The 23,068-nt window shown below is 64.0% G+C and carries 28 protein-coding genes; 11 read left to right on the top strand and 17 right to left on the bottom strand.

The window, feature by feature from the left end; genetic code table 11:
• The first annotated feature begins 76 nt into the window (after positions 1-76).
• A complete protein-coding gene (gene rpoH, locus IFT76_RS14170) occupies positions 77-931 on the top strand; it encodes an RNA polymerase sigma factor RpoH (protein WP_043191535.1) in 855 nt (284 codons plus the stop codon).
• A gap of 126 nt (positions 932-1,057) precedes the next feature.
• Here rpoH and mtgA read toward each other — a convergent pair whose 3' ends face one another.
• Entirely contained in the window at positions 1,058-1,780 is a 723-nt protein-coding gene (gene mtgA / locus IFT76_RS14175; RefSeq protein WP_122480672.1) for a monofunctional biosynthetic peptidoglycan transglycosylase, read from the bottom strand.
• Between the two features lie 79 nt (positions 1,781-1,859).
• Between mtgA and IFT76_RS14180 the strand changes: the two genes are divergently transcribed.
• The 4 genes from IFT76_RS14180 (at position 1,860) to trmB (ending at position 4,098) form a co-directional block, all read left to right on the top strand.
• Entirely contained in the window at positions 1,860-2,231 is a 372-nt protein-coding gene (locus IFT76_RS14180; protein WP_122480518.1) for a DUF423 domain-containing protein, read from the top strand.
• Positions 2,232-2,301: 70 nt separating this feature from the next.
• Positions 2,302-2,517, top strand: coding sequence for a sulfur carrier protein ThiS (gene thiS, locus IFT76_RS14185; RefSeq protein ID WP_342030363.1), 216 nt, complete (start codon positions 2,302-2,304; stop codon positions 2,515-2,517).
• Positions 2,518-2,571: 54 nt separating this feature from the next.
• A complete protein-coding gene (locus tag IFT76_RS14190; RefSeq protein WP_122480517.1) occupies positions 2,572-3,366 on the top strand; it encodes a thiazole synthase in 795 nt (264 codons plus the stop codon).
• Positions 3,367-3,375: 9 nt separating this feature from the next.
• Positions 3,376-4,098, top strand: coding sequence for a tRNA (guanosine(46)-N7)-methyltransferase TrmB (gene trmB, locus IFT76_RS14195; protein ID WP_122480516.1), 723 nt, complete (start codon positions 3,376-3,378; stop codon positions 4,096-4,098).
• 10 nt (positions 4,099-4,108) lie between these two features.
• Here the strand turns inward: trmB and IFT76_RS14200 are convergent, their stop codons facing one another.
• The 8 genes from IFT76_RS14200 to IFT76_RS14235 all read right to left on the bottom strand — a co-directional run bounded on the left by IFT76_RS14200 (position 4,109) and on the right by IFT76_RS14235 (position 10,427).
• Positions 4,109-4,432: a DUF3392 domain-containing protein gene (locus IFT76_RS14200; protein WP_192058948.1), complete on the bottom strand. Its 324-nt coding sequence runs from the start codon at positions 4,430-4,432 to the stop codon at positions 4,109-4,111.
• Between the two features lie 11 nt (positions 4,433-4,443).
• Positions 4,444-5,631 carry a radical SAM family heme chaperone HemW gene (gene hemW, locus IFT76_RS14205; RefSeq protein WP_192058950.1) on the bottom strand — a complete coding sequence of 396 codons (1,188 nt, stop codon included), beginning with the start codon at positions 5,629-5,631 and terminating at the stop codon, positions 4,444-4,446.
• On the bottom strand, positions 5,628-6,224 hold the full coding sequence (gene rdgB / locus IFT76_RS14210) for an RdgB/HAM1 family non-canonical purine NTP pyrophosphatase (protein WP_192058952.1): 597 nt from the start codon (positions 6,222-6,224) through the stop codon (positions 5,628-5,630). Before rdgB ends, hemW begins: the two co-directional genes overlap by 4 nt.
• A gap of 112 nt (positions 6,225-6,336) precedes the next feature.
• Positions 6,337-6,957, bottom strand: coding sequence for a methionine biosynthesis protein MetW (gene metW / locus IFT76_RS14215; protein WP_043191520.1), 621 nt, complete (start codon positions 6,955-6,957; stop codon positions 6,337-6,339).
• Between the two features lie 7 nt (positions 6,958-6,964).
• Entirely contained in the window at positions 6,965-8,104 is a 1,140-nt protein-coding gene (gene metX, locus IFT76_RS14220) for a homoserine O-succinyltransferase MetX (protein WP_122480513.1), read from the bottom strand.
• A gap of 152 nt (positions 8,105-8,256) precedes the next feature.
• Positions 8,257-8,847 (bottom strand): YggT family protein, encoded by a 591-nt coding sequence (locus IFT76_RS14225; protein ID WP_122480512.1) that lies wholly within the window; start codon positions 8,845-8,847, stop codon positions 8,257-8,259.
• A 21-nt stretch (positions 8,848-8,868) separates the two neighbouring features.
• Positions 8,869-9,690, bottom strand: coding sequence for a pyrroline-5-carboxylate reductase (gene proC, locus IFT76_RS14230; protein WP_185794909.1), 822 nt, complete (start codon positions 9,688-9,690; stop codon positions 8,869-8,871).
• The gene (locus IFT76_RS14235; RefSeq protein WP_192058954.1) at positions 9,687-10,427 is read right to left on the bottom strand and encodes a YggS family pyridoxal phosphate-dependent enzyme; all 741 of its coding nucleotides are present in this window, start codon (positions 10,425-10,427) and stop codon (positions 9,687-9,689) included. Before IFT76_RS14235 ends, proC begins: the two co-directional genes overlap by 4 nt.
• A gap of 66 nt (positions 10,428-10,493) precedes the next feature.
• Between IFT76_RS14235 and IFT76_RS14240 the strand changes: the two genes are divergently transcribed.
• Positions 10,494-11,528 (top strand): type IV pilus twitching motility protein PilT, encoded by a 1,035-nt coding sequence (locus IFT76_RS14240; protein ID WP_122480509.1) that lies wholly within the window; start codon positions 10,494-10,496, stop codon positions 11,526-11,528.
• A gap of 226 nt (positions 11,529-11,754) precedes the next feature.
• On the opposite strand, the gene IFT76_RS14245 is transcribed toward IFT76_RS14240, so the two are convergent.
• Positions 11,755-12,390: a C40 family peptidase gene (locus IFT76_RS14245; protein ID WP_122480508.1), complete on the bottom strand. Its 636-nt coding sequence runs from the start codon at positions 12,388-12,390 to the stop codon at positions 11,755-11,757.
• A 249-nt stretch (positions 12,391-12,639) separates the two neighbouring features.
• Here IFT76_RS14245 and IFT76_RS14250 point away from each other — a divergent pair, with 249 nt between their 5' ends.
• Positions 12,640-13,047 (top strand): NINE protein, encoded by a 408-nt coding sequence (locus tag IFT76_RS14250; protein WP_122480507.1) that lies wholly within the window; start codon positions 12,640-12,642, stop codon positions 13,045-13,047.
• A 308-nt stretch (positions 13,048-13,355) separates the two neighbouring features.
• On the opposite strand, the gene IFT76_RS14255 is transcribed toward IFT76_RS14250, so the two are convergent.
• The 7 genes from IFT76_RS14255 to gshB all read right to left on the bottom strand — a co-directional run bounded on the left by IFT76_RS14255 (position 13,356) and on the right by gshB (position 19,401).
• Complete coding sequence (locus tag IFT76_RS14255) at positions 13,356-14,627, bottom strand: dihydroorotase (protein WP_192058956.1); 1,272 nt, start codon at positions 14,625-14,627, stop codon at positions 13,356-13,358.
• Positions 14,624-15,628 carry an aspartate carbamoyltransferase catalytic subunit gene (locus IFT76_RS14260; RefSeq protein WP_122480505.1) on the bottom strand — a complete coding sequence of 335 codons (1,005 nt, stop codon included), beginning with the start codon at positions 15,626-15,628 and terminating at the stop codon, positions 14,624-14,626. Before IFT76_RS14260 ends, IFT76_RS14255 begins: the two co-directional genes overlap by 4 nt.
• A gap of 11 nt (positions 15,629-15,639) precedes the next feature.
• Positions 15,640-16,158 carry a bifunctional pyr operon transcriptional regulator/uracil phosphoribosyltransferase PyrR gene (pyrR, locus tag IFT76_RS14265; protein WP_122480504.1) on the bottom strand — a complete coding sequence of 173 codons (519 nt, stop codon included), beginning with the start codon at positions 16,156-16,158 and terminating at the stop codon, positions 15,640-15,642.
• Between the two features lie 223 nt (positions 16,159-16,381).
• Positions 16,382-16,822 (bottom strand): Holliday junction resolvase RuvX, encoded by a 441-nt coding sequence (gene ruvX / locus IFT76_RS14270; protein ID WP_122480503.1) that lies wholly within the window; start codon positions 16,820-16,822, stop codon positions 16,382-16,384.
• The gene (locus IFT76_RS14275) at positions 16,822-17,391 is read right to left on the bottom strand and encodes a YqgE/AlgH family protein (protein WP_185794913.1); all 570 of its coding nucleotides are present in this window, start codon (positions 17,389-17,391) and stop codon (positions 16,822-16,824) included. Before IFT76_RS14275 ends, ruvX begins: the two co-directional genes overlap by 1 nt.
• Before the next feature lie 61 nt (positions 17,392-17,452).
• Complete coding sequence (locus tag IFT76_RS14280) at positions 17,453-18,358, bottom strand: energy transducer TonB (protein WP_122480501.1); 906 nt, start codon at positions 18,356-18,358, stop codon at positions 17,453-17,455.
• A gap of 89 nt (positions 18,359-18,447) precedes the next feature.
• A complete protein-coding gene (gene gshB / locus IFT76_RS14285) occupies positions 18,448-19,401 on the bottom strand; it encodes a glutathione synthase (RefSeq protein ID WP_122795940.1) in 954 nt (317 codons plus the stop codon).
• A 192-nt stretch (positions 19,402-19,593) separates the two neighbouring features.
• Here gshB and IFT76_RS14290 point away from each other — a divergent pair, with 192 nt between their 5' ends.
• The 4 genes from IFT76_RS14290 to IFT76_RS14305 are packed head-to-tail and all read left to right on the top strand — an operon-like array spanning position 19,594 to position 23,068.
• Positions 19,594-19,983 carry a response regulator gene (locus tag IFT76_RS14290; RefSeq protein ID WP_122714517.1) on the top strand — a complete coding sequence of 130 codons (390 nt, stop codon included), beginning with the start codon at positions 19,594-19,596 and terminating at the stop codon, positions 19,981-19,983.
• 54 nt (positions 19,984-20,037) lie between these two features.
• The gene (pilH, locus tag IFT76_RS14295) at positions 20,038-20,403 is read left to right on the top strand and encodes a twitching motility response regulator PilH (RefSeq protein ID WP_122480669.1); all 366 of its coding nucleotides are present in this window, start codon (positions 20,038-20,040) and stop codon (positions 20,401-20,403) included.
• Between the two features lie 9 nt (positions 20,404-20,412).
• Entirely contained in the window at positions 20,413-20,952 is a 540-nt protein-coding gene (locus IFT76_RS14300) for a chemotaxis protein CheW (RefSeq protein ID WP_192058958.1), read from the top strand.
• 58 nt (positions 20,953-21,010) lie between these two features.
• A complete protein-coding gene (locus IFT76_RS14305) occupies positions 21,011-23,068 on the top strand; it encodes a methyl-accepting chemotaxis protein (RefSeq protein ID WP_192058960.1) in 2,058 nt (685 codons plus the stop codon).

Genomic DNA, 23,068 nt, shown 5'->3' on the forward strand with positions numbered 1-23,068 from the left:
AACTTGTCCACTGGTTTCCGGTCAATTTTTCGCAGTGCCCACGGGCACGAGTCATGTGAGTCGGAGGTTTTTTCGTATGACCACTTCTTTGCAACCTGCTTATGCGCTGGTGCCGGGTGCGAACCTGGAAGCCTATGTGCACACGGTGAACAGCATTCCCTTGCTGACACCCGAGCAGGAGCGTGAACTGGCCGAGAGTCTCTACTATGAGCAGGATCTGGGAGCGGCTCGGCAGATGGTGCTCGCTCACCTGCGTTTCGTCGTGCATATCGCGCGCAGCTATTCGGGCTACGGCCTGGCTCAAGCCGACCTTATCCAGGAAGGCAACGTCGGCCTGATGAAGGCCGTGAAGCGTTTCAACCCGGAAATGGGTGTGCGCCTGGTGTCGTTCGCCGTGCACTGGATCAAGGCTGAAATCCACGAGTTCATTCTGCGCAACTGGCGCATCGTCAAGGTGGCGACCACCAAGGCGCAGCGCAAGCTGTTCTTCAATCTGCGCAGCCAGAAGAAGCGTCTGGCCTGGCTGAACAACGAGGAAGTGCACCGCGTGGCCGAAAGCCTGGGTGTGGAGCCGCGTGAAGTCCGTGAGATGGAAAGCCGTCTGACCGGCCATGACATGGCCTTCGATCCGGCTGCCGAAGCAGACGACGACAGTGCGTTCCAGTCCCCGGCCAACTACCTGGAAGACCATCGCTACGACCCGGCGCGCCAACTGGAAGACGCCGATTGGAGCGACAACTCCAACACCAACCTGCACGAAGCCCTGCAGGTGCTGGACGATCGCAGCCGTGACATCCTCTACCAGCGCTGGTTGGCCGAGGAAAAGGCGACGCTGCACGAGCTGGCCGAGAAGTACAACGTGTCGGCCGAGCGCATTCGTCAGTTGGAGAAGAGTGCGATGAACAAGCTGAAGGTTTCGATCGCGGCTTGATGTGAAATGCCGGTGCGTTGAATTGAAAAGCCCCGACTGCTTCGGGGCTTTTTGCTGTCTGGCAGGACGTTTTCGCAGGCGCAGGCGCAGGGCTCGCCGCTGGCCTGGCTCCCACGAAGACCCAGGCTAATCCGCCCAGGGCGCCGGGCGCGGCATGTTGAGGCGCAGCAGATAGTCATGCCCGCCGAGTTGGCCCATTTGCTGGCGGATCCAGCCCGCGCGGCGAGCCACGTAAGGGCTGGGCCGGCTGGCACTCCAGTTGCGCGGGTTGGGCAGCACGGCGGCCAGCAGGCTGGCTTGCTGGCGGGAGAGTTGAGCTGCGCCCACGCCGAAATGATGCCGCGCGGCCGCCTCGGCGCCGAACACCCCGTCATCCCATTCCGCACTGTTGAGGTACACCTCGAGGATGCGCTGCTTGGACCAGAACATCTCGATCAGACCGGTGAACCACGCCTCCAGGCCTTTGCGCAACCAGCTGCGGCCCGACCATAGAAAGACGTTCTTCGCCACCTGCTGGCTCAGAGTGCTGGCACCGCGCAGCGAGCCACCTTCTTCGTTGTGCGCAAACGCTGCACGGATGGCGGCGATGTCGAAGCCCCAATGCTCGGCGAAACGTTGATCTTCGCCGGCGATCACCGCCACCTTGAGATCGTCGGCAATGTTCGCCCAGGGTTGCCAATCGCGTTGCAGGTCGATCGGCTGGCCGTCGATCAGGGATTCGATCTTGCGTTCGGCCATGAGCATGGTGCCCGGCGGTGGAATGAAGCGAAAGATCACCACCACGGCCACGCTTGCGGCGACGAACCAGAGCAGGGTCTTGCACAGACGGCGGAAGAAGGATTGCAGCATGAAGGGCTTGGCCTGGCCGAGTGAGCGGGCCATTATACAGACCCTGCAGTGCAACACGGCTTTATGAGGACACACCTGGATGCTGCGTACGTTCATGATGCTGGCTGCGTTCTTCGGCTTTACCGGTGTGGCGCTCGGCGCCTTCGCCGCCCACGGTTTGAAGAACCGCCTGAGCGCCGAGTATCTGGCCATTTTCCAGACCGGCGTCAGCTACCAACTTATCCACACATTGGCGTTGTTCGGGGTCGCGCTGCTCAGCGTCCATGTGCCAGGGCGCCTGGTGGGCTGGGCGGGCGCGCTGTTCTGTCTGGGTATCGTGTTGTTCTCGGGCAGCCTGTATCTGTTGACCCTGACCGGCGTCAGCAAGCTGGGTATCGTGACCCCGTTCGGCGGCCTGGCCCTGCTCGCCGGTTGGCTGTGCCTGGGTATGGTCGCCTGGCGCCTGGGCTGATCGCGCGGGTGGTCGGCTTGGCCTTGGGAATCCTCGGCGATCGGGCTAGAATGGCGACCCCCAAAAAATGATGGCTGCCGACCGCATGCGCATTCAATTGAACGGCGACCCTTTCGAACTTCCCGACGGCGAAACCGTTGCCGGGCTGCTGGTCCGTCTCGAGCTGGTCGGCCGCCGCGTGGCCGTCGAGCTGAACCAGGACATCGTCCCGCGCAGCCAGCACGGCGACACCGTACTGGGCGAGGGTGACCAGATCGAAGTGGTTCACGCCATCGGCGGCGGCTGATCGAGTCGCCGGCACCTTCCACGTTCGTATCTTTACCTCAGCAGAGGAATTCCGATGAGCAATGCTCGCATTGACAAGCCATTCACCCTGGCCGGTCGCACCTTCGAGTCGCGCCTTCTGGTCGGCACCGGCAAGTACCGCGACCTCGAGCAGACGCGCCTGGCCATCGAGGCTTCGGGCGCCCAGATCGTCACGGTCGCCGTGCGCCGTACCAATATCGGCCAGAACCCCGGCGAGCCGAACCTGCTCGACGTGCTGCCGCCGGATCGCTACACCATTCTGCCCAACACCGCCGGTTGCTACGACGCCGTGGAGGCGGTGCGCACCTGTCGCCTGGCCCGCGAGCTGCTCGATGGCCACAACCTGGTCAAGCTGGAAGTGCTGGCCGACCAGAAGACCCTGTTCCCCAACGTGATCGAAACCCTCAAGGCCGCCGAAGTGCTGGTCAAGGACGGTTTCGACGTGATGGTCTACACCAGCGACGATCCGATCATCGCTCGCCAGCTGGCCGAGATCGGCTGCATCGCGGTCATGCCGCTGGCTGGCTTGATCGGCACCGGCCTGGGTATCTGCAACCCGTACAACCTGCAGATCATCCTGGAAGAAGCCAAGGTCCCGGTACTGGTCGATGCCGGCGTGGGTACCGCGTCCGACGCCACCATAGCCATGGAACTGGGCTGTGAAGCGGTGCTGATGAACTCGGCCATCGCCCACGCGCAGGATCCGATCATGATGGGCGCGGCCATGAAGCACGCCATCATTGCCGGGCGCATGGCCTATCTGGCCGGGCGCATGCCGAAAAAACTCTATGCCAGCGCCTCTTCGCCGCTGGATGGCCTGATCAAGTAAGAGCCCCCGATGACTGACTCGCAAGAAACGCCAACGTCCAACGAAGGCGAACCGCGCCAGCACCGCGCTATCAAGAGCTTCGTGATGCGCGCCGGACGCATGACCGAAGGCCAGCAGCGTGGTCTGGACCAGGGCAAGCCGCTGTTCGTGCTGCCACTGACCGATGAACCGGCCGACTTCGACCAGGTGTTCGGCCGCACTGCGCCGCGCACCCTGGAGATCGGCTTCGGCATGGGCCACTCGCTGCTCGAGATGGCAGCGGCCTCGCCGGAGCTGGATTTCATCGGTGTTGAAGTACACCGGCCTGGCGTTGGCGCGCTGCTCAACGGCGTCCTGACCCAGGGTCTGAAAAACCTGCGGGTCTACGACTGCGATGCCATCGAAGTGCTCAAGCAGTGCGTTGCCGACAACAGTCTGGATCGCCTGCTGCTGTTTTTCCCGGACCCCTGGCACAAGGCGCGCCACCACAAGCGGCGCATCGTCCAGCCGGCGTTCGCCGAACTGGTTCGCAGCAAGCTGAAAGTCGGTGGTGTGCTGCACATGGCGACCGATTGGGAACCCTATGCCGAGTACATGCTGGAAGTCATGAACGTTGCGCCCGGTTATCGCAACCAGGCGGCCGATGGCGGTTGCGTACCGCGTCCGGCCGAGCGGCCGGTGACCAAGTTCGAACGCCGCGGCGAGCGGCTGGGGCATGGGGTGTGGGATCTGAAGTTCGAGAAGGTCGATTGAGGCTCACGCATCATTTGCGATCAGCGACGATCCCCAGCAGCACCAACACCACCAACAGCACCGGCGCCAGGCTGTAGTTGTTGAACTGGCTCAACCCCTTCAGCACCCAGGGCGTGGCATAGATCAAGGCCGCGCCACTGCCGATCACGCACATCAAGGCGATCAGGGGCACTCGCAGCATGCCTGAGAGCGAGCCCAGGCGGCCCTCGACCCACGCCTTCACATCGGCGCCGAACAGCACCAGCACACAGCCCACCAAGGCCAGGGAGATCTCCGAAAGGTTGCCTCGGCCCCAGCGGGACACGGTGGCGAGCAGATCGAGCACGAAATCCATCAGGACAATCCTTATACCAGGAAGTATTGCAGCAGGTCGTTGAGGAACAACTGCCCGCGGGCAGTGGCGACCAGACGCGTCGGTTCGACCTGTAAAAGGCCCTTTTGTTCGGCGTTGGCGCGTGCCGTCGCCAGTGACTGCAGGGACAGGCCGGTGCGTTGCGCGAACAGCCCGGCGTCGACGCCCTGGGTGAGGCGCAGCGCGTTCATCAGGAACTCGAAGGGCAACTCGTCTGCGGCCAAGGCCTTCTCGCCGGCCTTGAATGGTTTGGCGGGGTTCAGGTAATCCTTGGGCAGGCGGGTTTTCCAGGTACGCACGATGCGTCCATCAGGGTGGCTCAGCTTGCCGTGGGCACCGGCGCCGATGCCGATGAAGTCGCCGAAGCTCCAGTAGTTGAGGTTGTGCCGCGCTGCCTTGCCTGGCCTGGCATAGGCCGACACTTCGTACTGGCCGAAGCCATGCTCGGCCAGCAGGGCCTGACCGGCTTCCTGGATGTCCCAGAGAATATCGTCCTCGGGCAGCACGGGTGGCTGGCTCCAGAACACCGTGTTGGGTTCCAGGGTCAGCTGGTACCAGGACAGGTGCGTGGGCGCCAGGGCAATGGCCTGGCGCAGATCGTCCAGTGCCTCTTCCAGGGACTGATCGGGCAGGCCGTGCATCAGGTCCAGGTTGAAGTTGTCGAAACCGGCGCGGCGCGCCATTTCGGCAGCGCGCAAGGCTTCGTCACCGGTGTGGATGCGGCCCAGCGCCTCGAGCTTCTGCGGCTGGAAGCTCTGGATGCCGATGGACAGGCGGTTGATCCCCAGCTTGCGATAGGCGACGAACTTGTCCTGTTCGAAGGTACCGGGGTTGGCCTCCAGGGTGATCTCGATGTCGGGCGCGAAGGCGATGCGTTGCTCGACGCCGGCCAGCAGTCTGCCCAGGGCGGCCGCGCTGAACAGGCTGGGCGTGCCGCCGCCGAAGAAGATCGAACTCAGCGGGCGTCCGTAGACCGCGGGCAAGTCCTGGTCTAGGTCGGCCAGCAGGGCGTCGACGTATTCTTCTTCAGGCAGAACCGGGCTGGCGGTGTGGGAATTGAAGTCGCAGTACGGGCATTTGCGCACGCACCAGGGGATGTGGATGTACAGCGCCAGGGGTGGCAATTGCGCCAGCGCCTGGTCGGGACGCGGTGCCGGCGGATAAAGCAGTTGGTCGTTCATGCAAGGCTCAGGCGTTGGCGCAGCAAGGCCATGGCACGGGCGCGGTGGCTCAGTTGGTTCTTTTGCGTAGGGTCGAGTTCGGCGCTTGAACAGTTGCGCTCGGGCACCCAGAACAACGGGTCGTAGCCGAATCCGTGGGCACCGCTGGCGGCATGCAGGATGCGGCCGTGCCAGAGCCCTTCGCAGAGGATCGGCAGCGGGTCGTCGGCGTGCCGCACCAGGGCCAGGACGCAGACGAACTGCGCACCACGCTCCTCGTCGGGTACGCCCTGCAAGGCGTCGAGCAGCTTGGCATTGTTGGCGGCATCGCCCTGGCCATCGGCATAGCGCGCCGAATAGATGCCCGGGGCACCGCCGAGGAAGTCCACGGCCAGGCCGGAATCGTCCGCCAGTGCCGGCAGGCCGGACAGGCGCGCAGCGTTGCGTGCCTTGAGAATGGCGTTCTCGACGAACGACAGCCCGGTTTCCTCGGGCTCGACCTGGCTGAATTCGCCGACCGAGCAAAGTTGCACCGCACCGCCGAGCATGGCCTGAAGTTCCTTGAGCTTGCCGGCGTTATGGCTGGCGAGGACGAGTTGGGTGAAATTGATCATGGTTGTGAATGGGTTCCGAAGGGTTCAAAGAGCCAGTTCATGCAGTCTGTCTGATGTATCCAGTCGTCAGCTTCGCGGGCAGAGCCCGCTCCCACAGACCACGAAAAGCCGTCTACACCGCCACCCGGTGCTCCTGCAGACCGGGGCTGCTGACCCGGTAGATGCCGATCTCGCCCAGAAGGTTTGGCCAGATCTTGCTCGCCCACCCGTGGCGGTGCTGTTGATCCACCGCCAGGCGGTTGAGCACCTGCGCGCGACGCTCGCTGCACAGGGCCTCGAAGTCGGCAAAGGTGCAGAAGTGGATGTTCGGCGTGTTGTACCAGGTATAGGGGAGGAACTCGGACACCGGCATGTGGCCCTTGCTGGCCAGGTACCAACGGCAGCGCCAGTGGCCAAAATTGGGGAAGGTGATGATGCACTGGCGACCGACCCGCAGCATTTCGTCAAGAATGCGGTCAGGGTATTCCACGGCCTGCAGCGCCTGGGTCATGACCACGATGTCGAAGCTGTTGCTGGCGAAATTGCCCAGGCCTTTGTCCAGGTCCTGCTCGATGACGTTGATGCCCTTGCGCACGCATTCGGTGATGTTGTCCGCATCGATTTCCAGGCCGTAGCCGGTGACCTGCTTGTGGTCGCGCAGCCAGGCGAGCAACTCGCCATTGCCACAGCCCAGGTCGAGCACGCGGCTGCCGGCAGGGATCCAGTCCTGGATGATTTCTAGGTCAGCTCTCATGGATGCCTCACAGTGCAATGCGGTTCATGTAGCTGCTGAACGCCTGCAGATACCGTGGAATGGGGATCAGGAAAGCGTCATGCCCCTGCGGCGCGTCGATTTCCAGGTAGCAGACGTCTTTCTTCGCGGCCATCAAGGCGTCGACCAGCTCGCGCGAGCGCGCTGGCGAAAAACGCCAGTCGGTGGTGAACGACATCACGCAGAACTTGGCCTGCACATGGGCGAACGTGGCGGCCAGATCATCGTCGTGAGCTGCGGCGGGGTCGAAGTAGTCCAGCGCCTTGGTCATCAGCAGGTAGGTATTGGCGTCGAAGCGGCCGGAGAATTCCTCGCCCTGATAACGCAGGTAGCTTTCCACCTGGAATTCCACGCTGTGGAAATCGTAGTTGAGCTTTTCGCTCTTCAGGCCGCGGCCGAATTTCTCGCCCATCGAGTCATCCGACAGGTACGTGATGTGCCCGACCATTCGCGCCAGCATCAGGCCGCGTTTGGGAATCACCCCGCGGGCCTGGAAATCACCGCCATGGAACTCGGGGTCGGACAGGATGGCCTGGCGCGCCACCTCGTTGAAGGCGATGTTCTGTGCGCTGAGCTTGGGCGCCGAAGCGATTGCCAGGCAGTGACGAACGCGCTCGGGGTAGGTGATGGTCCACTGCAAGGCCTGCATGCCGCCCAGGCTGCCTCCTACCACCGCCGCCCACTGGGTGATTCCCAGGGCGTCTGCCAGGCAGGCCTGGCTGTGAACCCAGTCTTCGACGGTCAATACCGGGAAATCGGCGCCGAACGGTTTGCCGGTGTCGGGATCGATGCTGCTGGGCCCGGTGGAACCGTTGCAGCCGCCCAGATTGTTCAGGCTGACCACGAAGAAGCGGTTGGTATCGATGGGCTTGCCGGGACCGATGCAGCTGTCCCACCAACCCGGCTTGCGATCGTCGGCGGAGTGGTAGCCGGCGGCATGGTGATGGCCCGACAGCGCGTGGCAGATCAGCACCGCGTTGCTGGCACTGGCGTTGAGCTGGCCGTAGGTCTCGTAGATCAGGTCGTAGGCGGGCAGCGAGCGTCCGCAGGCCAGGGCCAGGGGTTCGCTGAAGTGGGCAATTTGTGGAACGACCAGACCGACGCAATCATCGGGAAAGACAGTGGACATCGACCCTGCTCACGCTTGAATGAGGCGTAAGTCTAAAGAGCGCGGGGCACAGGGGCAAGCAGCGCTTGGCGGGGTTGGAGGCACGCAGGCAGGGAGCGTTTGCCGCGTGCGTGAAAGCCCATCGGGACCTTCACCCAGGCGGCATGCGGCGGTCAGATCAGCAGGCGCAGGATCTGCGGCATGCCGGTGCTCATGGCCAGGTTGTTGATGACCAGCATGTCCAGCAGCTTGAGTACCATGAAGGCCAGGATCGGCGAGATGTCCAGGCCACCCAGGTTGGGCAGGATGCGCCGGAACGGCGCCAGAGCCGGCTCGCAGATCTGGTTGACCAGCTCGGCACCCGGGTTGTGGCTCTGCGGCGCGACCCAGGAAAGGATCACGCTGATGATCATGGCGAAGAAGAAGATCTTCAGGAACAGCGCGGTCACCCCGATGATCGACCACACCAGCAACTGCAAGGGGTTGCCGGTGGTGCCGTAGGCGAGCAGCAAGGTCAGCGCCATGATGATCATCTGGATGACGATGGCCAGCAGCAGCGAGGACATGTCCAGCCCGAACAGGCTGGGGATGATCCGCCGCACCGGCTTGAGCAGCGGCTGCGTGGCGCGCACGATGAACTGGCACAGCGGATTGTAGAAGTCGGCACGCACCAGCTGCAGCACGAAGCGCAGCAGCATGATCAACAGATACAGGCTGCCCAGGGTTTGCACGACATAGATCGCCGCGGTATTGAGACCGTACATGAAAGCTCCTTGATGACCTGGTTATTGACCCAGCTGTTCGGCCAGCTCGGCCGAACGCCGGGCGGCGGCGTTCAGGGCGTTCTGCACCAGGGTTTCGAACCCTTCGGACTGGAATGACTTGATGGCCGCTTCGGTGGTACCGGCGGGTGAGGTGACGCGACGACGCAGTTCGGCAGCGTCGACGTCGCTGGCCACGGCCATGTGCGCGGCACCCAGGGCGGTTTGCAGGGTCAGCCGGGCAGCCGTCTCGTGCGGCAGCCCGAGTTTTTCCCCGGCGGCGGTCATGGCTTCTATCAACAGAAAGAAGTAGGCAGGGCCGCTGCCGGACACGGCGGTGACCGCATCCAGTTGCTGTTCTTCATCCAGCCAAAGGGCCAGGCCGACCGCGCCCAGCAAGTCTTCGGCCTGCTGGCGTTGTTCGGCATTGACGTCGGCGGTGGCGTACAGGCCGCTGGTGCCCTGGCGCAAAAGCGCGGGGGTGTTGGGCATGCAGCGCACGATCGGCTGTTGCTCGCCGAGCCACGCCTGCAGGCTCGCGCAGTTGATGCCCGCGGCGATCGAGACCACCAGTTGACCGGGTGCCAGGCTCGGTGCCAGCGATTGGCACACGTCCTTCATGCCTTGCGGCTTCACGGCCAGCACCACCACGTCGACCCCCTCGATGGCCTCGGCGTTGTCGGCGAACACCTCGATGCCATGTTCGGCCGCTACCTTGTCACGCTGTTCGGCGCCGCGGTCGCTGGCGCGGATGTGGCTGGCTTCGACACCCTGCGCGCGCAGGCCGCCGATCAGGCTGGCGGCCATGTTGCCGGCGCCGATGAAGGCAATACGAGTGTTGCTCATGAAGGATCCTTGCTCAAAGGTGAGGAGGCCACAGCGGTGTGCGCCGGGGAGGTGTCTTGGCCGTAGTTGCGCGCGCCGAACAGCGCCGTGCCGATGCGCACCCACGTGGCGCCCTGGGCGATGGCCGCCTCCAGGTCGTGGCTCATGCCCATGGACAAGGTGTCCAGCGGCATTGGCAGATCGTGCTGCAGCGCACGCACGCGGGCAAAGGCAGCGTTCTGCAGGGCGATGTCATCGGTGGGCTCCGGTATGGCCATGAGGCCACGCAGGCGCAGGTTGGGCAGCGCGGCGATGGCGCTGACCAGGGTGGCTACGTCGTCGGGATCGCAGCCGGACTTGCTGGCCTCGCCGCTGACATTGACCTGGATGCAGATGTTCAGGGGGCCAAGCGCGGCCGGGCGTTGTTCGCTGAGCCGTTGGGCGATCTTGAGGCGGTCCACGGAATGTACCCAGTCGAAGTGTTCGGCGATTGCGCGCGTCTTGTTCGACTGAATGGGGCCGATGAAGTGCCAGATCAAGGGCAGGTCGGCGAGTTCCAGCTGTTTGCCCAGGGCTTCCTGCAGATAGTTTTCGCCGAAGTCATGGATGCCGGCGGCGAATGCCTCGCGCATGGTGGCGGCAGGCTTGGTCTTGCTGACCGCGAGCAGGCCGACTTGGCCGGGCTCGCGTTGCGCCTGTCTTACAGCGGCTGCGATTCGGGCACTCACTTGCGAAATGTTGTCTGCTATCGTGGACATTGAATTCGTGCCGGCGGGTTTCAGGTCTGCGGCATTCTACCTGCTTGTCTGTATTTGGGGAGTCTCATGGACATTACCGAGCTGTTGGCCTTCAGTGCGAAACAAGGCGCATCCGACCTGCACCTGTCCGCAGGCCTGCCGCCGATGATTCGGGTGGATGGCGACGTGCGCCGTATCAACCTGCCGGCGCTGGACGACAAACAGGTCCAGGCGCTGATCTACGACATCATGAACGACAAGCAGCGCAAGGACTTCGAGGAGTTTCTGGAAACCGACTTTTCCTTCGAAGTGCCCGGTGTGGCGCGCTTTCGGGTCAACGCGTTCAACCAGAACCGCGGTGCCGGTGCAGTGTTTCGGACCATTCCGTCCAAGGTGCTGAGCATGGACGACCTGGGCATGGGAGATGTGTTTCGCAAGATTACCGAAGTGCCGCGCGGGCTGGTGCTGGTCACTGGGCCGACCGGGTCGGGCAAGTCGACTACCCTGGCGGCGATGATCGATTACCTCAACAGCAACAAGCACCATCACATTCTGACCGTGGAAGATCCGATCGAATTCGTCCACGAGTCGAAGAAGTGCCTGGTCAACCAGCGTGAAGTGCACCGCGACACCCTGGGGTTCTCCCACGCCTTGCGCTCGGCGTTGCGGGAGGACCCGGACGTGATCCTGGTGGGCGAAATGCGCGACCTGGAAACCATTCGGCTGGCGTTGACGGCGGCCGAGACCGGGCACCTAGTGTTCGGCACGCTGCATACCACGTCGGCGGCGAAGACCATCGACCGGGTGGTCGACGTGTTTCCGGCGGAGGAAAAGTCGATGGTGCGCTCGATGCTGTCCGAATCGCTGCAGGCAGTGATTTCCCAGACCTTGCTGAAGAAGATTGGCGGCGGGCGGGTGGCTGCGCACGAGATCATGATCGGCACCCCGGCGATTCGTAACCTCATCCGTGAAGACAAGGTCGCGCAGATGTACTCGTCGATCCAGACAGGTGGGTCGCTGGGCATGCAGACCTTGGACATGTGCCTGAAGAACCTGCTCGCCCAGGGCATCATCAGCCGCGACTCGGCGCGCGAAAAGGCCAAGTCCCCGGACAACTTCTGATCGGTGCATATCCCGCTGCACCGTGGCGTACGTTTCGCGGCCACTGGCCGCTCCTACAGAGAATGGCAGTCATCCGTAGGAGCGGCCAGTGGCCGCGAAGGGCGCACCGCGGTCGGGCTGATGCCCTGCGGTGAATGCGTTGCGGCCGATGACCGCTCCTACAGACAATTGCGGTCATCCGTAGGAGCGGTCCGTGGCCGCGAAGGGCACGTCGCGGAAAGAGGGATCAGCGCTGGACGATGCGCAGCGCCGGCTCTTTGGGCAGGACGCGCTTGGCGACGGCGTAGTGGGTGTTCCAGTACGGTTTCTTCAAGGTGTCGATGGTCACGGCCTTGCCACGACGCGGGGCATGGATAAAGCGGTCGTTGCCCAGGTAGATGGCGACGTGATTCACCTTGCGGCTCTTGATGTTGAAAAACACCAGGTCACCCGGCTTGAGGTCCTTGCGTTCAACCTTGACACCGTGGCCCGCAGCCATGGCGTTGGACGTACGCGGCAGATCAACGGCTTTCACGTCGTTGAAGGCATACTTGACCAGGCCACTGCAGTCGAAACCCTTGCTCGGGCTGCTGCCGCCCCAGCGATAGGGGGTGCCAAGCACGTTGACCGCGCGGCTGAGCACATCGCTGCTCTGCTTGGACGAGGCGCTGCCGACCTTGACCGCGGTAACCTTGGCCAATGCCTGGTTGTTGCTGGCAGGGCGGGTCACGACGATGCGTGGGGCGCGTTGAGATTGTTCGGTAGCGGACTGGGCGGTGTAGCCATTGAAGCCAGCGGGAAGTCGTTGCTCACGATTGGTGGCGTGGGCGGCCAGGGGCAATAATAGGCAGATGGTCAGCCATGTCTTGAAAAATGGACGCATTCGGCAGGGCTCATGTGGGTAGGCGCGCAACTTTATAACAGCTTTTTGTGTGGTTTTTAATCCGCTGGTCGAGGCACGCAGGTCGCAAATGGCACCAATCGGGCGCAGAATTGTCCTTTGTGCGGCACGCAACTCAGGTGCTGCAAGGGTTCAGCCGATGTCGGTCACAGAAATGCCATACGTCGGGACGGGGCAAAAAAGTCACAAAACCGTTCAGAAAATTTTTATATCAGAGGGCGCACATCAACAATGAACAGCTATCGGATCCACGATACCCACAGCAAAGTCATGGGCTACCTGTTGTGGATTTTGGGCTTTACCGGTGCTCATCGCTTCTACTACGGCAAGCCGGTGACCGGGACGATCTGGTTTTTCACCCTGGGGCTGTTCGGCATTGGCTGGCTCATCGACCTGTTCCTGATTCCGGCCATGGACCGGCACGCCGACATGCGCTTTCACAGCGGCCAGACCAACTACAACGTGGCCTGGGTACTGCTGACTTTTCTCGGTTTGTTCGGTGTGCACCGCATGTACATGGGCAAGTGGATCACCGGGGTGATCTACCTGCTGACTGGGGGGTTGTTCTTGGTAGGCGTGCTCTATGACTTCTGGACGCTGAATGATCAGGTGTCGATGAAGAATGCGCAGCGCGGGTAGGTCGGAAAGGCTGCAGCCCCCTGCGCTGTGTCCGGGAGGCCGCAGCGAGGCCTTCGCGGCCGCTGACCGCTCCTACGGGGATGGTCGTTTGTGGGAGCGGGCTCTGCCCGCGAAGAAGTGGGTGCGGTGCATCAGGCAGACCACAGTGAGGCCTTCGCGGCCACTGACCGCTCCTACGGGGGGGGCGTCTGTGGGAGCGGGCTCTGCCCGCGAAGAAGTGGGTGCGGTGCATCAGGCAGACCACAGTGAGGCCTTCGCGGCCGCTGACCGCTCCTACAGGGATGGTGTCGTCTGTAGGAGCGGGGGGATCAGCCAGTGAAGCTGATATGCCCATCCACCAAGGTGTAACGCACGGCGCCCGGCAACGTGTGACCGAGGAACGGGCAGTTGGCGCCCTTGGACAGCCAGCGCTCGCCGGCAACCGTCGAGACGCCTTCATCGAACAGCACCAGATCTGCCGCTGCGCCCACCTGCAAGCGGCCGGCCGGCAAGCGCATGGCCTCGGCCGGGCCCTGGCCCAGGCGCGCGAGTAAGGTCGGCAGGTCGAGCAAGCCGTCCTGCACCAGGGTCAGGGCCAACGGCAATAGCAGCTCGACACTGCTGATACCCGGCTCGGTCGCACCGAACGGGGCCAGTTTGGCATCACGGTCGTGGGGCTGGTGATGGCTGGCAATGGCCTGCACCACGCCCTTCTTCACCGCCGCACGCAAGCCTTCCCGATCCGCCGCCGAGCGCAGCGGTGGTTGCACGTGATACAGGCTGGAAAACCCGGTCAGCGCCTCGTCGGTCAGGATCAATTGGTACAGCGCCACGTCTGCCGTGACCGGCAGGCCGCGGGCCTGCGCCTGTTCGATCAGCTCGACGCCACGTGCGGTGGTCAATTGGCTGAAGTGCGCACGCACCCCGCTTTGTTCGACCAGCAGCAGGTCACGTGCAAGGGCGACGGTTTCAGCCGTTTCCGGAATGCCTGCCAGGCCAAGGAAGCTGGCCGTAGGGCCGTCGTGGGCGAGCCCGCCGGCAGACAGGTCGCGGTCCTGGGAATGGAAGATCACCGTCAGGTCGAACGTTGCGGCGTACTCAAGCGCACGACACAACGTCCGGTGGTTGCCGAAGCTGTTCAGGCCATTGCCGAAAGCAATGCAGCCGGCATCGCGCAAGGCGATCAGTTCCGCCAGTTGCTCGCCTTCCAGGCCCTTGCTCAACGCGCCGATTGGAAACACCTTGGCATGCCCGGCCTCGCGGGCGCGATCCAGGATCAGCTCGGCCACTGCCGAGGTATCGAGGATCGGCTTGGTCAGCGGCGGGCAGCACAGGCTGGTGACGCCACCGGCAGCTGCGGCACGGGTTTCACTGGCGATGGTGCCCTTGCGGCTGTAGCCGGGCTCGCGCAGCGACACGCTGAGGTCGACCAGGCCGGGCGCGGCCACCAGGCCGCTGGCGTCCAGGCGCTGGCTGGCGGTGAAGTCGGCGGGCGCATCGCCGATGGCCACGATTCGCCCCTGGCTGATATGCAGGTCGCTGATCCGGTCCAGACCACTGGCGGGGTCGATCACCCGTGCACCGATAATACTGAGGCTCACTGGACGCTCTCCTGCTCGAATTGACGCTGGGCCGTCTGCCCGCTCATGGCCATCGACAACACCGCCATGCGGACTGCGATGCCGTAGGTGACCTGGTTGAGAATTACCGAATGGGGTCCGTCGGCGACGGCCGATTCGATCTCGACGCCACGGTTGATCGGCCCTGGGTGCATGACGATGGCATCGGGCTTGGCGCCAGCCAGGCGCGCGGTGGTCAAACCGTAGAGGCGATAGAACTCGCCTTCGCTGGGCAGCAGGCCACCGGTCATGCGTTCACGCTGCAGGCGCAGCATGATCACCACATCGACATCCTTGAGGCCCTGCTCCAGGTCGGTAAACACCTTGACGCCATACTGCTCGACGCCGATGGGCAGCAGCGTCTTCGGGCCGATCACGCGGATGTCCGGGCAGCCCAGGGTCTTGAGGGCGATCATGTTCGAGCGCGCTACGCGCGAGTGCAGGATGTCGCCGACGATCGCTACCGACAGGTTCTCGAAGCCGCCTTTGTGGCGGCGAATCGTGAGCATGTCGAGCATGCCCTGGGTCGGGTGGGCGTGGCGACCGTCGCCGCCGTTGATGATGGCCACTTCCGGGCTGACGTGCTCGGCGATGAAGTGCGCGGCCCCGGAGTCGGCGTGGCGCACGACGAACATGTCGGCGGCCATCGCTTCGAGGTTGCGCAGGGTGTCGAACAGGGTTTCCCCCTTGCTGGTCGAGGAGGTCGACACGTTCAGGGTGATGACGTCGGCCGACAGGCGCTGGGCGGCGAGCTCGAAGGTGGTGCGCGTGCGCGTGGAGTTTTCGAAGAACACGTTGCACACGGTCTTGCCGCGCAGCAACGGGACTTTCTTGACCGCACGGGCGCCGACTTCAAGGAACGAATCGGCGGTATCGAGCACTTCGGTCAGTAGTTCGCGGGACAAGCCGTCGAGGGAAAGAAAATGGCGTAGCTGGCCCTGGTCATTGAGCTGCAGCGGGCGCTTGGCGTCGATAGGCGTCATGGCGGGGGCTCTTAAAGGCTGGAGGCGGAAACGAGGTCCTGGCGCTCGAGGGCGAGCGGGGACGGGCCGAGCAATTTTACCCGTTCATGGGCAGCCAGCGACAGGGTGGCACCGACGATGTCGGGGCGAATCGGCAGCTCGCCGGCGTCCAGGTCGAGCAGGCACACCAAGGTCACGCTGGCAGGGCGGCCGTAGTCGAACAGTTCATTGAGGGCAGCGCGGACGGTGCGGCCACTCATCAGCACGTCGTCGATCAGCACCAGATGCTGGCCCTCGATCTCGAAGGGCAGGGCCGAGGGGCGCACTTGCGGGTGCAGGCCGTTCTGGCTGAAGTCGTCGCGGTAGAACGACACGTCCAGGGTGCCCAGCGCAGCCTTGCTGTCCATGGCTTGCAGCAACGCCTGAGCGACCCAGACACCGCCGCTGTGAATGCCGATGTAGCGCGGCTCGGCAATGGAGCGCCTGGCCAGATGGGCCTTGAGGTCGACAGCCATCGCGCCGATCAGCTCGGCCGGGTTGGGAAGGCTCATGTGTGCTCCTGTGGTTGAGATCGTCCGAAGAGAGGTGTGCAACGTGGCGCGGCCGTGCGGTATGCCTGGAAAAATGCCCCGAGGCCGGACGCGGCTTGCACCGCACCTGTAGCAGCGGCGCAAGCCGCGTCGGCGGTCGCGCGGTGTATCTGGAAAAATGCGTCGAGGCCCGACGCGGCTTGCACCGCTGCTACGGTGGGGTGGGGTGCAGCTGCTGTCATCTTCAGCTGTTGCCACCCAGCGCATTCGCCTCCAGCCAGCCTTGCAGCAGCAGCTTGGCAGCGATGGCGTCGACCGGGTTGTCGCGGTAGCTGCCGCGCTGCCCGCCACGGGCCATGCGCTCGCCCTTGGCCTCGAAGGTGGTCAGCCGTTCATCGTGGGTGTGCACCGGGATGTTGAAGCGGCCGTTCAGGCGGCGGGCGAACTTTTCTGCCCGCTCGCTCATTTCGCTGGGGCTGCCGTCCATGTTCAGCGGCAGGCCGACGACGATGGCGTCCGGCTGCCATTCCTTGATCAGCGCTTCGACGCGGGTCCAGTCGGGCACGCCGTTCTGGGCCTTGAGGGTACACAGTTCACGGGCCTGGCCGGTGATCACCTGGCCGACCGCGAAGCCGATCTGCTTGGTGCCGTAATCCACGCCGAGCAGCAGTCTGGGTGCGCTCATCAGGCGTGGCCCGCCTGGCTGGTCAGCAGGCTGAGGTTGATGCCCAAGCGTGCCGCCGCCGCGCCGAGGCGCTGGTCGCTGTCGGTATTGAACAGGATGTCGGCATCGAAGGGGCAGGTCAGCCAGGCATTGTCGGCCAGTTCGGCTTCCAGCTGACCGGCCTCCCAGCCGGCGTAGCCCAAGGTAATCAGGCTTTGCTCGGGACCCGCGCCATCGGCGATGGCGAACAGGATGTCCTGGGAGGTGGACAGCGAGACCTCGCCCAGCTCGACCGTGGCCTGGAACACCGGGCCGCTGGGGTGCAGAACGAAGCCGCGGTCGGTCTGCACCGGCCCGCCGTTGTAGATGGGCACCTGCTGGCAGGAAGCCGGTGGTTCGGTGTCCGGCCGCAACTGCTCGAGTATGTCGGCCAGGTTCAGGTCCTGCAGGCGGTTGACCACCAGGCCCATCGCGCCATTGGGCGTGTGCTCGACGATGTAGGTCAAGGTATGGGCAAAATTGGGGTCCGCCATGTGCGGCATGGCGATCAGGAACTGGTTCCTGAGGTAGCTCGTTTCGACGTTTTTCATGACCTGTAGTGTGGCGTCGGCCTGCCAGCCTGACAAGCTTGCAGGCGCAGTTTCATGTGTCTCAATTGCTCTGCAGGCGATCGCCCTTGGCGAAGCGCCAGGTACGGATGATCTCCAGGCGGTCGACGTCGGCCAGATCGCCGGTGAAGGGCGCGAACGGCGCGGCCAGGCGCACGATGCGCTGGGCCGCCTGATCGAGCAGCGGCTGGCCGGACGATTCGAGCACCAACACCTCGTAGAGCGAGCCGTCGCTGTTGATCGACACCATCAGCCGCAGGCTGCCGTAGATCTGCTGGCGGCGTGCCTCGTCGGGGTAATTGAGGTTGCCGATGCGTTCGACTTTCTTGCGCCAGTCATCCTTGTACCAGGCACCCTTGTCGCGCATGGTCGAGGCCGCGCTTAAACGGTGGATGCGCGGACGCTTGGCGTAGGCCTGCTGCTCGTGGGACAGCTCGGCTTCCAGGCTGGCGATCTCGCTGGACAGCTGCGAGCTGTCGAATTCCGGGGTAACGGCCTTTGGCTTGGGGTCGGGCTTGACCGGTGGCGGTCGTGCCTCGGTCTTCACCGGCCGGGGGGCCGTGGTGGCGATGGCCTTCTTCAGCGGTGCAGGCTCGGGCTGGGTGACCGGCTTGGGCGCAGGCGGTGGCGTCACCTTGTTGATCTTGCTGTCCTGGAAGGGCGCGACTTCAGTGGTCTTGGGCACGGCCTTCTTGTCCAGGGTGCCGCTGCCTTGCTGGTTGTCCTGGGCAAGAAAATCCGCATCCTTGGGCGCGGTCTGGCTCTTGAGCGGTGCCAGGGTCACTTCCAGGGTCTTGCTGATCTGGGTGGGCGGCTGCGTGCCGAAGCCTACGCCGACGATCAGGGCAACGTGCAGCAGCGCGGCGAGGAACAGGGTAAAACCCAGCCGATCCGCAGGGCGGGCGCCGATGCGGGTCAGTTCAGCAGGGAGGTCGGCGGGCAGCGTCATGAAGAATCCGGCAGGCGTGCAACCCGGGCGGCGATGCGCGCCCGGCAACTGAAAGGGCGTGCATCATAACCCGGAGCAGGGGCGTAGGGTCAGCGTGCCTTGAGCTTGCGATCGATGGCGTCCATCAATTGGCCGCCGATGTCGGTGCCGAATGCGGCGTCGATTTCGCGGATGCAGGTCGGGCTGGTGACGTTGATCTCGGTGAGGTGCTCGCCGATCACGTCCAGGCCGACGAACAACAGGCCCCGGGCGCGCAGCGACGGGCCGACCTGTTCGGCGATCCAGCGGTCCTTGTCGCTCAGCGGACGCGCTTCGCCACGCCCCCCGGCTGCCAGGTTGCCGCGAGTCTCGCCGCTGGCGGGAATACGCGCCAGGCAGTAGGGCACCGGCTCGCCGTCGATCATCAGGATGCGTTTGTCGCCGTCCTTGATCGCCGGCAGGTAGCGCTGCGCCATGATCTGCTGGGTCCCCATGGCCGTCAGCGTTTCGAGGATGACCGACAGGTTCGGATCGCCCACCCGATGGCGGAAGATCGAGGTGCCGCCCATGCCGTCCAGCGGCTTGAGAATGACGTCGCCATGTTCGGCAGCGAACTCGCGCAGGATGTCGGCCCGACGGCTGACCAGCGTGGGCGGGGTCAGTTGCGGGAACAGCGTGGCGAACATCTTTTCATTGCAGTCGCGCAGGCTCTGCGGCTTGTTCACCACCAGTACGCCCGCGGCCTCGGCCTGTTCGAGCAGGTAGGTGCTGTAGACGAATTCGAGGTCGAAGGGTGGGTCCTTGCGCATCAGGATGACGTCGAGATCGGCCAGCGGCGCGTCGAATTCCGACTCGAACTCGAACCAGTGCTGCGGGTCGGCGAAGACCTTTAGCGGACGCATCCGCGCGCGGGCCTGGCCCTGGCCTTGATACAGGTCCTGGATTTCCATGTGGAACAGCGACCAACCGCGTGCCTGGGCCGCCAGCAGCATGGCCAGCGAGCTGTCCTTCTTGTAGGAGATGTTGGCGATCGGGTCCATGACAATGCCGAGGCGAACGCTCATGGGGTAGCTCCTGTACGCGGGACGTGCCGCTTGCGAATGGGTCTTGGAAAGTGGCGTCAGGGTGGCGCCGCATGGCCCGCAGGTCAAGGGGCAGCGGCCGATGGAACGCTGTTGGAGAGTGTGCTAAAAAGGCTCGGACTTCTTTATTGCCCGCGAAGGCGCCCGTCGGGGCAAGCGCACATCAGAGCCTCCATGAAAACGTCCGAAGCCTTCAAGATCATGGTGATCGACGATTCCAAGACGATTCGTCGCAGCGCCGAACTGTTGCTCGAACAGGCAGGCTGCCAAGTGATCACCGCACTCGATGGCTTCGATGCCCTGGCCAAGATCGTCGACGAACGTCCCGATATCATCTTCATTGATGTCATGATGCCGCGCCTGGATGGCTACCAGACCTGCGCGCTGCTCAAGAGCAACAGCGCCTTCAGCGCCATTCCGGTGGTGATGTTGTCGTCGCGCGATGGCCTGTTCGACAAGGCTCGCGGCCGCAGTGTCGGCTCGGATCAATTTTTGACCAAGCCCTTCAGCAAGCAAGAACTGCTCGCCGCGATCCGCACCCATGTGCCGGGTTTCGCCGCGTAGCGAACGTTGTCCAGCCCTGGCGCGTGCCAGGGCCTTTACCGCATGGGGAACAGCATGGCTCGAATCCTGATCGTCGATGATTCGCAGACGGAAACCTACAAACTCACCGGCATGCTGGAACGGCACGGTCATGAAGTGCTCAAGGCCCAGAACGGTGCCGATGGTGTGGCCCTGGCCCGCCAGGAGAAGCCCGACGCCGTCCTCATGGACATCGTCATGCCCGGCTTGAACGGCTTCCAGGCGACCCGCCAGTTGCACAAGGACGAAGAGACCGCGCACATTCCGGTGATCATGATCACCACCAAGGATCAGGAAACCGACAAGGTCTGGGGCACTCGCCAGGGGGCCAAGGGCTACCTGACCAAGCCGGTGGACGAGGACACCTTGATCCAGACGTTGAACACCGTCCTGGCCGGTTGACCCACGCCGATGCTGGAGTCACGCACCGCCTTCGACCTGCTGCTCGATATCGACCAGCGTTGTCGCCTGCTGGCCGCCGAGCTGCCCTCGCAGGAACTGCGCCTGCAGACCTGGAGCGGCATCGGTTTTCGTCTGGCCGGGCACTGGTACGTCGCGCCCATGGGCGAGGTCGCCGAAGTGCTGCCCGAGCCACGCAGCACGCGGCTGCCGGGGGTCAGGCCCTGGGTCGTGGGCGTGTCGAACCTGCGCGGGCGGCTGTTGCCGGTCATCGACCTGGGCGGATTCTTCGGCCATGGCCTGTCGCCGCAGCGCAAACAGCACCGGGTGCTGGTGGTGGACCGAGCGGACATCTTCGTCGGCCTGCTGGTGGACGAGGTCGCAGGTCTGCAGCATTTCAGCTCGGCCAACCACCAGGCATCATTGCCCGAAACGGCGCTGGCTGCCGCCGCGCCGTTCCTGCAGGGCCACTTCCTGCGTGAACACCCCTGGTGCTTGTTCAGCCCGGCCCGGCTGGTACACGCCCCCGCTTTCCTGGATGTAGCACTCTGAGCATGCCTATGCGTATCCGTACTTCCCCCAGCAGACTCGCCCTACACGGGCCCACATCATGACCAAGCGCTGGCCAGGCAACTCTCTGTTGGGCTCCCGAGCCGGCGCGCAGATCATCGGCCTGTTCGTGGCGTTGGTGATCTTCATCGTTTTGCTGTTCGCCAATTTCACCTACCTCAACACCCAGTCCACCTACGACAAGCAGTACATCGGCCATGCCGGCGAATTGCGCGTGCTGTCGCAGCGCATCGCCAAGAACGCCACCGAGGCGGCGGCGGGCAAGGCTGCAGCGTTCAAGTTGCTGGCCGATGCGCGCAACGATTTCGAGCGCCGCTGGGGTTTTCTCAAGGAGGGCGACAGCGCCACCGGGCTGCCTGCGGCCCCCGCGGCGATGCGCGAACAGATGCGCCTGGTGCAGCGCGACTGGGACGAGCTGCGCCACAATTCCGATGCGATCCTGGCCAGCGAACAGACGGTGCTGTCGCTGCATCAGGTGGCCGCGACCCTGGCCGAAACCGTGCCGCAACTGCAGGTCGAGTACGACAAGGTCGTCGACACTCTGCTGCGCGGCGCCGCGCCAGCCAGCCAGGTTGCCGTGGCGCAGCGCCAGTCGTTGCTCGCCGAACGCATTCTGGGCGCCGTCAACACAGTGCTGTCCGGCGACGAAAGCGCGGCCCAGGCTGCAGAAAGCTTCGGCCGCGACGCCAACCGTTTCGGCCAGGTGCTGGGCGGCATGCTCGACGGCGATGCGCTGATCCGGGTGACCCAGGTACAAGATCCGGAGGCACGCGCGCGCTTGCGCGAGATCGCCGAGTTGTTCCAGTTCGTCTCGGGCAGTGTCGACGAGATCCTGGAAACCTCGCCCGAACTGTTTCAGGTACGGGCCTCGGCCAGCAATATCTTCAATCAGTCGCAGACCCTTCTGGAAGAAGCCTCGCGCCTGGCCAGCGGCTTCGAGAACCTGGCCAGCGGGCGTTCCGCTGGTACCGTCGGTGGCTATGTGCTGGGCCTGGCGGCGCTGGCTTCGATCATTCTGATCGCCCTGGTGATGGTGCGCGAAACCAAACGGCAACTGCGCCAGACCGCAGAGAAAAGCGAGCGCAACCAGGCGGCGATCATGCGCCTGCTCAATGAGATCGGTGGGTTGGCCGATGGCGACCTGACCGTGACCGCCTCGGTGACCGAGGAATTCACCGGTGCCATCGCCGATTCGATCAATCATTCCATCGACCAGTTGCGCGATCTGGTGGCCACCATCAACCTCACCGCCGAAGAGGTCGCTACGGCCGTGCAGGACACCCAGGCCACCGCCCACCAGTTGGCGCGGGCCTCGGGGCATCAGGCGCAGCAGATCAGTGACGCATCGGTGGCGATCAGCGACATGGCCCAGTCGATCGACCGGGTGTCGACCAACGCCTGGGAGTCGGCCAAGGTTGCGGATCGTTCGGTGACCATCGCCAACAAGGGCAGCGAGGTGGTGAACAACACCATCCAGGGCATGGACAACATTCGCGAGCAGATCCAGGACACCGCCAAGCGCCTCAAGCGGCTGGGCGAATCGTCCCAGGAAATAGGCCACATCGTCAGCCTGATCGACGACATTGCCGACCAGACCAGCATCCTTGCCCTGAACGCGGCTATCCAGGCCTCCATGGCTGGCGAGGCCGGGCGTGGCTTTGCCGTGGTGGCGGACGAAGTGCAACGCCTGGCCGAGCGCTCGTCATCGGCTACCCGGCAGATCGAGACGCTGGTGCGGGCGATCCAGGCCGACACCAACGAGGCAGTGATCTCCATGGAACAGACCACGTTCGAAGTGGTGCGCGGTGCGCGCCTGGCTCACGACGCCGGGATCGCCCTGGAAGAGATCGAGGGTGTGTCGCAGGATCTGGCCGAGCTGATCCAGGTGATTTCCAGCGCTGCCCAGCAGCAGACCAGTTCGGCAGGACAGATCTCGCACACCATGTCGGTGATCCAGCAGATCACCGAGCAGACCTCTTCAGGCTCCAGTGCAACGGCTGAAAGCATCGGCAATCTGGCGCAGATGGCCAGCGAGATGCGCCGTTCGGTGTCCGGTTTCACCTTGCCGGCGCCCAGTGCCGATGCAACTGCGGAGTGA

This window comes from Pseudomonas sp. CFBP 13727 (genome assembly GCF_014841915.1).
Classification (GTDB): Bacteria; Pseudomonadota; Gammaproteobacteria; order Pseudomonadales; family Pseudomonadaceae; genus Aquipseudomonas; species Aquipseudomonas baltica.